Origin of the sequence: Fibrobacter sp. UWH4 (assembly GCF_900142475.1) — a bacterium.
Classification (GTDB): domain Bacteria; phylum Fibrobacterota; class Fibrobacteria; order Fibrobacterales; family Fibrobacteraceae; genus Fibrobacter.
The window spans coordinates 106,403-116,778 of record NZ_FRAY01000008.1; the positions used below are offsets into that span (position 1 = coordinate 106,403).

Annotated in this window: 9 protein-coding genes; 4 read left to right on the top strand and 5 right to left on the bottom strand. The window is 53.3% G+C overall.

Annotated features, from left to right (window positions below; all coding sequences use genetic code 11):
* Positions 1-55: 55 nt before the first annotated feature.
* Positions 56-1,978, bottom strand: a complete 1,923-nt coding sequence (locus BUA93_RS13370) for an ABC-F family ATP-binding cassette domain-containing protein (RefSeq protein ID WP_072980209.1) — start codon at positions 1,976-1,978, stop codon at positions 56-58.
* 70 nt (positions 1,979-2,048) lie between these two features.
* On the opposite strand from BUA93_RS13370, the gene BUA93_RS13375 reads away from it, so the two are divergent.
* Complete coding sequence (locus BUA93_RS13375; RefSeq protein WP_139258096.1) at positions 2,049-2,585, top strand: hypothetical protein; 537 nt, start codon at positions 2,049-2,051, stop codon at positions 2,583-2,585.
* Between the two features lie 86 nt (positions 2,586-2,671).
* Positions 2,672-3,337, top strand: a complete 666-nt coding sequence (locus BUA93_RS13380) for a CAP domain-containing protein (protein WP_083597447.1) — start codon at positions 2,672-2,674, stop codon at positions 3,335-3,337.
* Here the strand turns inward: BUA93_RS13380 and BUA93_RS13385 are convergent.
* Positions 3,334-3,657, bottom strand: coding sequence for a hypothetical protein (locus BUA93_RS13385; RefSeq protein WP_072980215.1), 324 nt, complete (start codon positions 3,655-3,657; stop codon positions 3,334-3,336). The two genes, BUA93_RS13380 and BUA93_RS13385, sit on opposite strands and share 4 nt — an antisense overlap.
* Positions 3,658-3,777: 120 nt before the next feature.
* Here BUA93_RS13385 and BUA93_RS13390 point away from each other — a divergent pair, with 120 nt between their 5' ends.
* Positions 3,778-4,851, top strand: a complete 1,074-nt coding sequence (locus tag BUA93_RS13390) for an alpha/beta hydrolase (RefSeq protein ID WP_083597449.1) — start codon at positions 3,778-3,780, stop codon at positions 4,849-4,851.
* Between the two features lie 77 nt (positions 4,852-4,928).
* Here the strand turns inward: BUA93_RS13390 and BUA93_RS13395 are convergent, their stop codons facing one another.
* The 3 genes from BUA93_RS13395 to BUA93_RS13405 form a co-directional block, all read right to left on the bottom strand.
* Positions 4,929-5,963 carry a GDSL-type esterase/lipase family protein gene (locus BUA93_RS13395; RefSeq protein ID WP_072980217.1) on the bottom strand — a complete coding sequence of 345 codons (1,035 nt, stop codon included), beginning with the start codon at positions 5,961-5,963 and terminating at the stop codon, positions 4,929-4,931.
* 498 nt (positions 5,964-6,461) lie between these two features.
* Positions 6,462-8,042, bottom strand: a complete 1,581-nt coding sequence (locus BUA93_RS13400) for a hypothetical protein (RefSeq protein WP_072980234.1) — start codon at positions 8,040-8,042, stop codon at positions 6,462-6,464.
* A 201-nt stretch (positions 8,043-8,243) separates the two neighbouring features.
* A complete protein-coding gene (locus tag BUA93_RS13405) occupies positions 8,244-9,716 on the bottom strand; it encodes a hypothetical protein (RefSeq protein ID WP_072980219.1) in 1,473 nt (490 codons plus the stop codon).
* A 565-nt stretch (positions 9,717-10,281) separates the two neighbouring features.
* Between BUA93_RS13405 and BUA93_RS13415 the strand changes: the two genes are divergently transcribed.
* A partial coding sequence (locus BUA93_RS13415; RefSeq protein WP_139258098.1) for a GTP-binding protein occupies positions 10,282-10,376 on the top strand: 95 nt, incomplete at its 3' end.

Below are 10,376 nucleotides of genomic sequence, written 5' to 3' on the forward strand. Positions count from 1 at the left end.
AAAATGAAACGACCCGGAAGGGTCGTTTTTTATGTAGTGGGCCGAAAGCGATTCGCTATATCGGATATTTATCTTTCGCGGCTTCGAGTTCGGCGCTGACCTTTTCCCATTCCTCGTAGAGTTGGTCGACTTTCTTCTTGTTGTCGTCCATGTCCTTTGCGATTGCCGTGATGGCGTTCCCGTCGCCGGTTTCGGAGGCGGTCACGAGTTTAGCCTCGAGTTCTCCGCCGAGGGCTTCGGCCTTTGCGATGTCTTCTTCGAGTTTCGCGAGTTTCTTTTCGAGCGGCTTGATGACCTTGCTGCGTTCGGCGATATAGTCGGCGCGGGCCTTGCGGTCTTCTTTTGCGCGGGGAGCGCCGCCAGCGGCATTGTTCGCGGAAGCATTGCCGCCGTCCGTTTTCACGTCGATGTTTGAAACTTTAATATTGGCCGATTCAGAGCCGCCGGGTTTCTTTTCGCTCGCCCAGCCGACTTTTTCGAGGAAGTCGGCGTAGGTGCCTTCGAAAACGCGGCACTTGCCGCCGTCGAATACGACGAGTCTTGTGGCAAACGCGTGCAGCAGTTCTTCGTCGTGGGTCACCACCATCGCGGTACCTTCGTAGTCGTCGAGCGCGTCGATCAGGCTTTCGATGCTTTCCATGTCGAGGTGGTTCGTCGGTTCGTCTAGGAGCAGCATATTGCAGGGGCTCGCCAGGATTTTTCCGAGGAGTACGCGGCTGCGTTCACCACCGCTCAGCACTTTCACCTTCTTTAACGCGGCGTCCCCGCTGAACATCATGAGGCCTGCAAGTCCGCGGGCGCGGCTTTTCTGCGCGACTTCCTCGATGGCCGAGGCGATTTCTTCTTCGACGGTGTTGTCTAAATTCAGGCGGTTGATATTCGTCTGGCCGAAATAGTTGATCTGCAGGTTCGGATTGTGGCTGATTTCGCCGGCGGTGGGCGAGAGCTCCTTGGCGATCAGGTTCAAGAGCGTCGTTTTACCGCGTCCGTTCGGGCCGATAATCGCGATGCGGTCTCCCTTGAAAACTTCCATCGTTAAATCGGTGATGAGCTCCGGTCCCATTCCCTGTACGGTGCCGTCTTCGGCGCGGTTCGGGTAGGCGAAAGAGAGTCCCTTGATTTGCAGCATGCGTTTGCCGGGGAAGCCCGCTTCGGTAAAGCTGAATTCCAGATTGCGTTCGTGGGTGAGGCGTTCGCCGGTTGCAAGCTTTGCCACCGCCTTGATTTTCGACTGCACCATGGCGGCCTTTGCGGCCTTGTAGCGGAAACGTTCGATGACCTGTTCCAGCTGGGCCTTTTTCTTCGCCTCGTTTTCCTGCGTGCGCTGCGCGACTTCTTCTTCTTCGGCGACGGTTTCGCGGAGCTTTTCGACGGAGCCTTTCACCTTGCGAATCTTGTGGCGGAAAATGCCCGCGGTATGCGTGCAGACTTCGTCCATAAAGTGGTGGTCGTGGGTAATCAAAAGGACTTCGCCCTTCCAGCTACGCAAGAATCGGCTGAGCCAGCGCATCGACACGATGTCCAGGTAGTTGGTCGGTTCGTCGAGCAACAGCATGTCGGGTTCGCTCGCAAGTACCTTCGCCAGGTTCAGGCGGATCTGGAAACCGCCGGATAACAGCATAGGGCTCTTGTGCATGGATTCTTCGTCGAAACCCAGACCGAACAGAATCGCTTCGACCTTGTGTTCCTCGATCCAGCCGTCTTCATTGGGCTTCAGTACGCTGCAGGCTTCTTCGTGCACGGTGGCGTGCGTAAAGTTCAGGTGCTGCTGCAGGTAGCCGAGCGTGTATTTTTTCGGGATGTCTATCGAGCCGCCGTCGAGGCATTCCTGCCCGAGAATCATCTTGAAAAGTGTCGACTTGCCGCAACCGTTGCGGCCCACGAGGCCCACGCGCTCATGGTCGCCTACAAGCATCGAGGCGCCGTCCAGAAGGACCTGCACGCCAAAGGATTTCGAAACGTTCTGAATTTGAATCACGGGGGTAAAAATAGAAAATTTCTAGATTTCCTTGGGCTTAGAAATTTACCGAACCAAATGGGGGTAGGATATGATTTGCAAAAAGTGTGGACAGGATTTTCCGGATGACATGCCAAAGTGCCTTTGGTGTGATGCGCCGAATGAGGGCAATGACAAGGATGAAGAAATTCTGGAGCAGGAAGAGGGGAGTGCTGACGCCGATTCGGAAGAATCCGTAGAAGGGGAACATCCGGTAGGAAAATTCATGTGGAGTGCGGCTCTGGGCGGCCCGCTAATTGCTTCCATTGTGCATTTTAAGGCATTGAAAGGCAAGGCGCTTGCTCATTTCTTTTTCAGTCTGGTTGCTATCAATTTTTTTATCAGGACGGCGGACAGGGCATTGAGTCACGCCGTATATTTTGAAAAATGGCCGGTTCTGTTGTTACCGTATTTTGTGGTCTATGTGGCAGCCTATATCGTCATCTTCGGGAAAGTCGGCGCGAAAAATTTGAAAGTGGATGCTCCCAGGTATAAGCCGCAGGAATACCGTCGCAGGGAAAGGTGGGGTATTGGTCTTGGAATTGCCTACCTGATTGTCTCCATCGTTGTGGATGTCCTGTTTCTATAAAGTTCCAGGATAATATTATTTGCCAAATTCCTTTCAGAATTATATTTTCAGATTAAGGGCGGGGTTTCCCGCAAAAAAGGAGTTTGATGATGTCTAGAAAATGGTTCGCGCAACTTGCCGTTGCCCCTTGTGCGTTCGCCCTGGCCTTCGGGCTTTTCGCCTGCTCCGACGATTCGTCGGGGACTAACGCCCATATCGATACCGGCGACGAGATTTCGTTCAATATTCCTACGGGAAACGGCTCCAGTTCTTCGGCCTCCGAGAAGACTTCTTCCTCCGGGTCCGCAGAACCTGAATCCTCCGCATCCGAAAACGCGTTCTTCAACGAGGGCTGGCGCGAGGACTGCCTCGCCAAAATCAACGAATACCGTGCGACCGAGGACATGCCGCCGCTCACTCTCGCTGCCGAAGAAAAGCAGACCTGTACCGACGATGAGGCCGCTGCCGATCTCGCCTCGGGCAAGGCTCATGGTCACTTTGGTGATTGCGGTGAAAGTGCGCAGAACAGCGGCCCGAACTTTACCGCGAGTTGGCTCAAGAATGCGACGGGCGTATCGGACTATTACCTCGAAATGATGTGGAGCGAAAAGCAGCTCGTCGAAAGTGGCAAGGCGGACCTCAATAGCGCCGCCGACTTCAGTAAGATTGGCCACTACAAGAACATGCGCAGCGCGAGCTACACCAAGGTCGCTTGCGGCATCGCCCTGTCTGCCGACGGCAAGACGGGTTGGTTCAACGTGAACTTCTTCTAGGTGCCGCGTTTGGCGTTGTCTTTTTTCGCCTTGAGTTTCTTGATATAATCCAGACCCTTGCTCCTGTCGGCAGCGAGGGTCATTTTCTGTTTTTTCAAGAGATCGATGTAGAGGCTGGTTCCTTCGAGCAGGTCGAGGCCAGCGGATTCGATGATGCTGAAAAATACCTTGATGGTGGGTATTTTCTCGCCATTTCCCAGTTCACGGACATATTCCCTGGAAACATCGCTGAAAAAGGCGATATTTTTCTGGGTAGTCATCGTCCTCAAGAAAGCGATAAACTCTTTCATTGCGTTCTTGTGAACATCGTCATCGAACATGCCGTAATTTTAAAAACGGAATCTCCAAAATCACGCCAACTATAGTTTGCTTAAAATAAAAAAGGTTTGTATCTAAAAAATAATTTTGTATAAAGGGACAATAATCTATATTACGCTATTATGAAATTTTGGTGCGCCGTTATTCTATTTTTCACTGTGGCCTTGTTTGCGGAAGATCGCGAATGGTTGTCCGATGCCTTGCTCGGGGAGCCGTTTACCGTCCGTAGCCTCGATGTAGGTGCCGGTTCGCACTATCACGCCACGCTGGTGCACTATCCGTTTGTTTCCGCGGTTCAGGCCGCTTCCGTCGCAAGTCCCGACAGCGCCGCGGCGGGGAAGTCCCGCATTTCGAAGGCGTCCGTCCTGTACATCCACGGGTTCAACGATTATTTTTTCCAGCGGGAGCTGGCGCAGAAGATGGATTCCGCGGGCTATTCCTTCTATGCCATCGACTTGCACAAGTTTGGCCGTTCCCATCGCGAAGGCGAGACGTTAGGCGAGCTCCGCGACATTTCGGAATACTATCCTGAGCTGGATTCCGCCATCGCGGTCATTCACCGTATCGAAGGGGAAGCTACCCCCCTCGTTGTCATGGGTCACAGCACCGGGGGACTTATCGCATGTCTTTATGCGGCCGACCGCAGGAACGGTGCCGGAATCGCGGCGATTGTCCTCAACAGTCCTTTCTTCGAGATGAACTACATCTGGCCGGTGCGGCGCCTTGCCGTCCCGCTGCTTTCGGCAATCGGTTCTAGGTTCCCGGACGTGGGTATTCCCCGCAGCAAGAACATCAACTACGACCGAAGCCTGCTGAGGAATTACGATGGCGAATGGATGTATGACACCTTGCTCAAGGTTCCCGGCAGTCTCCCGATCGATCTGGGGTGGCTCCGCGCCATTCACCTGGGGCATGAACGCATCCAGCAGGGGCTTCACCTGAATACTCCGGTGCTCGTGATGCACAGCGGCTGTAGCTACCGTGAAGATGACTGGAGCGAGGAATACACCCGATGCGATGCCGTGCTGAATGTCGACGATATCCGCGAATACGGTGCCCATCTCGGCGAAAAAGTCCGTCTCGAGAGAATCGAAGGTGGCCTCCACGACTTGGTCCTTTCGCACGAACCCGCCCGCGACAATGTCTACAAGGCGATGTTCGATTTCCTGGACGACAGCCTCGCCACTCATCCTTAAGTGCTGTTCACAACTTTTCTGGATTCCGTCAGTCACTTTCCAGAATGGCGTATGTAGTTGCGTCTTCCTCGATCCGGCTATTTTCTCCCGTCTACGATTCTCCCTTTCACGTCCACCTTGTGGTGGAGTTTTCGCATTTTCGGCTGAGCGGTTTGCCTTGCGGGCCTGATTCCCGTAGTTCCCGAAAGGTCCTTCACCTCGATTTTGTCGCTCAGGAGCCATGAATCGTTGCCCTCTTCCACTTTCACGAGCGCCCTGTACGTGCCCGTTTCGGAAATGGCGAGCGATGCCTTGTCGGCGCCTTCGATCAGTTTGCCGGCCTTGTACCAGCGGAAACCGTAGGCGTCCCCCTGCACCGAGAGTGTCGTCCCGTTTTGCGCAATCTTGGGTTTTGCCATGGCGATGTACTTGTTCACGATTTTCGCGAGTTCCTGGGCGCCCGAGGCGTTCGGATGCACGCTGTCGTCCAAAAACCATGCGGGAGTCTGGAAAAGCGTGTGCAGGTCGATAATGTTCACGCCTTTCTTGACGGCGGTTTCCTTGATAACCGGGTTGATCTGGCTTACGATAGCCGTATCCATGATACCCCACTCGCAGTTGTTGCTGTAGGGCTGCAGCGTCGCGAAAATTTCGGGGCTCGTGGGTAGGTGTGCGAAGGTATCGATCAACGCCTCGTAATCGCTGTACAGCTGCGATTTTTCGCACTGGCCGTAAAGGTAGTTGTACCTTTCGGTGCCCTCCCAGATGCATTTGTCCGTGAAGTACTTGCTGTCGTTGGTGCCGAGCTCGATGACGACGATATCCGGCGAAGAGGCGAGGGCCGCCTTGAATTTTTCGGTCTTCCAGTAACTGGAATTGTTGTCGCCGCCCTTGATGGTGGCGCCCGCGAAGGTCATTGAGGACACGCCGAAATTGCTGACGGTGTAATCGTTCCCGAGCATTTCTTGCAGGTGGTCGGGGTATTTCTTGTCGGCCCAGATTCCATAGCCTTCGGTAATGCTGTTGCCGACGCAGGCGACATTTGTCGCGTGCGCCATCGTTGCGAGCGCCAATATCGCGGCGTTAGCCGTGATACTGCGCGTAATGCGGTTTTTGAAGTTATTCCCAAACATTATAAACTCCTTTATATCAAAATATATAAAACGGGGGCGGGGCTGCGTACCTATAAAAACAAGTGGAAATAGGACTTTATAGGTAGTTGGGGAATGCCTTTTGGGGAGCGTACCTATAAACATCTCGAATCTTGTGGTTTTATAGGTACATTTTTGGGAGCTTGACTGGCGTTGTGTACAAACTAATACCTAAATTACCTATAAAAATGGGGCTTATGCGATGTTTATAGGTACTCGTTTGGGGCAATTTTTCTAGCACCGTGACGGATGTTTCTTTTTTTTACCTATAAAAATCACCTGTCGGCCTTGTTTATAGGTATGTTTCGCCAAAATGAGCGTTTTTCAAGCCTCTTTTAAGGTGAAAATGAGGCTCGCGCGCCTAAAAGCTCTCTTGCGATGTCGTCGGTGTTGTAAACGAATACGATATGCTGCTGTAAAAGCAAAAGCCCCCGCGGGTTTTACCCGCGGGGATCTTCATAAAAAATTATGTATTTAAAATTAGAATCTGTTGATCAGTTCCTGCGGGCATTCCACTTCCTTGTAAGTAAGGAGCGGGTTGCCGGCGGCGTTCAGCCAGTTGGCAAGGAAGAGGCATCCTTCCTTGGCTTCGGGGTCCGAGGAGAACGAGGCTGCACATTTGTTCTGCAGGCAGCTCTTGTACTTGTCCGCCTTGTAGTTGGATTCTTTTTCACATTCGTCAAGGAGGCCGCCATACTGGGAACCCTGGGAACCCCAGCCCATCTTTGCGGAGCATCCGTCGAAGATACCGAAACCGCCACCCGGAATCATCACGTCAAACTGGCCGCCAGCCACGTCGTAGCCGACATTGTTGGACATAACGATCAGGTGCTTGCCCACGAGAGACTTGTGGAGGCTTGTGGATGCATACTTGCCTTCACCGGTAAACTGGAGGTCAAAGCATTTGCCACAGTTATTTTCGCCACCCGGAGTTGCCGCGAAGGCGAAGGCCAGCTGATCGTTAACGATAATCGGGAACTGGTTTCTGCAGATACCGGCATTGCCTCCATCGCACATGCTTCCAGCACTCTTGTCAGTAATCTTGTTGCCCCTAGCATCGCAAGTGCTTGCGGTGCCGCCGTGTTCGGGCCATGCACAGTGGGGTTTGCAGCAGTCCCAGTAGCGAGTGGCATAGCCGGAGCCGCTCTTGCCGCCGTTCACGTACTTGATCTGGTAGCTAGAATTGATGTTGCCCTGGCTGCTCGAGGACTTTGCGCTGGAGCTGGACTTTGCAGAGGAGCTAGAAGACTTGGGCTGCTGTTGCTGCTGGCTGCTGGAAGACTTCACGCTGGAGCTGGACTTCGGCTGCTGAGAGGCGCTGCTTGCGGGTGCTGCACCGGAGATATTCTTGCAGTCTTTGCCATCGGGATCATGGTAGCAGTTCAATTTGCAGGTATTGTCATAGGCGTACTTTTCGCCCTTGGAACCAGTCTGTTCTGCGTAGTAATCGACGCACTTGCCCGAAACGCTGTCGAAGCATTTTCCGTCGCAGTTGCCCGATACGGCGGCAGAGGATTTCGGCTGCTGCTGTTCGGCAGAGGAACTGACAACCACGACCGTGGCGGAGCTGCTCAAGACGACCGGCGTCGTGAGGCTGCTGGAAGAAATCGCGGGAATCGTTGCGCTGGAGAGCACAGGAACTGTCGCGCTGGATGCCGGCGGCAGGGTAGTGGCAGAAGAAGCCGGAATCGCGGGAGCGACCTGTTCAAGAGTCACGACCGGGAGATTTGCCGTGTTGATTTCAAAAACGGGGGTGCCATCTAAGGTCGTTGCGGTGCCGACAAAGGCTCCGGTCTCATCCTGGGTTAAAGTCACCTTGGCGACGGTCTGGCCGTTGATATCGGTAACGATACCTGCGGGGTAAACCAGGTACTGGGCACCGTTTGCTTCCATGATCCAGCACGGTTCGCTGGCAGAAACTGCGGCTTCGCTTGCGCTGCTTGCGGGAAGGTTGGCGTCAGGGGTCAGATTGCTGATGGCGTTTGTCGCCTCTTCGTCGCAGTTCGTTAATGCGAGAACGGAGCTCAGGATCAGAGCTGACTTCAGGAATTGGTGTTTCATAAGCATCCTCAAATAAATCCAACAAGACTTTCCTTTGAAAGCCCTTCCAATTCCATCCGCACTTAAAGATAGTTTAATTGTCTCGAAAAATCACGTAAAATTTTGTAAGATATATATTTACGCGACAGAGGTCACATTCTGGCCGAAACAAAAAATCCCGGTCGAAACCGGGATTCCTTTTCAAATCTAATTCGGGTCAGGTTAGAACCTGTCGATCAGTTCCTGCGGACATTCCACTTCCTTGTAGGTAAGGAGCGGGTTGCCGGCGGCGTTCATCCAGTCGGCAAGGAAGAGGCAGCCTTCCTTCGCTTCGGGGTCCATGGAGAAGGATCTCTCACACTTGGTCCTCAGGCACTTCTGGTAGTTCGCTGCGTAATAGTTGGTTTCCTTTTCGCACTCGTCGAGAAGGCCGCCGTACTGGGAACCTTGGGAACCCCAGCCCATCTTGGAGGAGCATCCGTCGAAGATACCGAATCCGCCGCCCGGGATCATGACGTCGAACTGGCCGCCCGCCACGTCGTAGCCAACGTTGTTGGACATGACGATCAGGTGGTGACCCTTGATTTTCTTGTGGCGGTCGGTGGCGTACTTGCCTTCGCCGGTGAATACGAGGTCGAAGCACTTGCCGCAATTATTTTCGCCACCCGGCGTTGCCGCGAAGGCGAAGGCGAGCGTGTCGTTGACGGCGATGGGGAACTGGTTTCTGCAGATGCCTGCGTTGCCGCCGTCGCACATGCTTCCTGCGCTCTTGTCTTCAATTTTGTTGCCCTTGGCGTCGCAGGTGCTTGCCTTGCCGCCGTGTTCGGGCCATGCGCAGTGGGGCTTGCAGCAGTCCCAGTAGCGGGTGGCGTAGCCGGAGCCACTCTTGCCGCCGTTCACGTACTTGATCTGGAAGGCCTTGGCCTGGCTGCTGGAAGATGCTTCCGAACTCGAAGACTTTGCGGAGCTGGAGGACTTTGCCGAACTGGAAGAGAGGTTGATCGAGGAGCTTGATTCGGGAATTGTCGCCGAAGAAGCGGGGATTCCTGCCGAGGAGGCCGGAATGGCCGCGGAAGAAGCCGGGTCGAGGCTTGCACTGCTGCCGATGACCGGGTTGTCGTTTGTTGCCGGGAGGATCACCTTGAGCGTGCTGAGGTCCACGTTCGTGAAGACGGGCGTTACGCCGTCGAGGGCGACGATGTTTCCGATGGTGGTCGGCTGCTGCGTTGCCGGGTCGATGACGATGGCGCCGGTCGTCGGGTCGGTCATGTAGACGAACAATCCGACAGGATTCCCGTTCGCGTCGGTCACGTTGCCGTCGGTATAGATGACGTAAACCTGGTCGTTTGCCGCGAAGGCCCAGGCGGGGGCGGTCACGGTGGGCGGGTTGACCGCCTTGAGCGTGGCGATATCGATGTTGCTTGCGAGGGCTGCACCGTTCAGGTCTACGATAATGCCCGCGTTGAGGTCCGCATTTCCGACGACATTGCCCTGGACGTCGGTGACGATTCCCGTGGTCTGCGAGATGATAAAGGTGTTGCCGCCTTCGACATAGACAAAGGAGGGTTCGGTTACCACGTAGGCCTGTGCGGGCACGTTCTTTTCGTCCTGGCTGGAAGTCGTTTCTTCGCCACAGTTACAGATGAAGGCTATCGCGGCTGCGGAAAGTAATAGCGGAAGAATTCTTTTTTTCATTTATTCCTCGGTTTTCCCAAACAACGTGGATGACAAGATAGTTAAATATTCCGGGTTTCCAATGTAAAATTATATAGTCCTAACTGAAATCGTTCCTAGTCTGTTCGCGGAATCGTGGATGATTTTGCAACGGGAATTTTTTTGAGTCGAAATGTAAAATTTCATTTAGTAAAAATCTTTTTACAAAATAATTGTGGATAAATCGGCGAACGCTTTGCCGGGGTGTTGATGAATGTGTTTAAAGTGTTGATAAACTGGATTTATCATCGCGCTAAATCATTGAAGTGCCTAAATTTAGCGAAAAACGCCATGTTTACAAAAGGAAAAATGGTGAAAAAAATAGGGGATTATCGGCTGGAAAACGCCTCCGTTTGGTCCGAAATCCGCGTTTTTGGGCGAAAAACAAAAAAATATGCTTGAAAAATTCCTTGAATTTGCTAAATTTGTTCGGCAAAATTCGCAAAGTACCGCTTCCTATGCTTTGCGAAATAACAGGAATATGCGTTAAACCCGCGCCGTTCCTAGGATTCGAAGCGATAAACCTTCTGCTGAAGAAGAGGAAAAAATGGCAAAAGAACATTTTGACAGAAGCAAGCCGCACTGCAACATCGGCACCATCGGCCACGTTGACCACGGCAAGACCACTCTGACCGCCGCAAT

Excerpts from the sequence above, each read along its gene's own strand:
- BUA93_RS13395 (WP_072980217.1), bottom strand. The coding sequence starts at position 5,963 with ATGTTTGGGAATAACTTCAAAAACCGCATTACGCGCAGTATCACGGCT.
- BUA93_RS13390 (WP_083597449.1), top strand. The coding sequence starts at position 3,778 with ATGAAATTTTGGTGCGCCGTTATTCTATTTTTCACTGTGGCCTTGTTT.
- BUA93_RS13375 (WP_139258096.1), top strand. The coding sequence starts at position 2,049 with ATGATTTGCAAAAAGTGTGGACAGGATTTTCCGGATGACATGCCAAAG.
- BUA93_RS13385 (WP_072980215.1), bottom strand. The coding sequence starts at position 3,657 with ATGTTCGATGACGATGTTCACAAGAACGCAATGAAAGAGTTTATCGCT.
- BUA93_RS13400 (WP_072980234.1), bottom strand. The coding sequence starts at position 8,042 with ATGAAACACCAATTCCTGAAGTCAGCTCTGATCCTGAGCTCCGTTCTC.
- BUA93_RS13380 (WP_083597447.1), top strand. The coding sequence starts at position 2,672 with ATGATGTCTAGAAAATGGTTCGCGCAACTTGCCGTTGCCCCTTGTGCG.
- BUA93_RS13405 (WP_072980219.1), bottom strand. The coding sequence starts at position 9,716 with ATGAAAAAAAGAATTCTTCCGCTATTACTTTCCGCAGCCGCGATAGCC.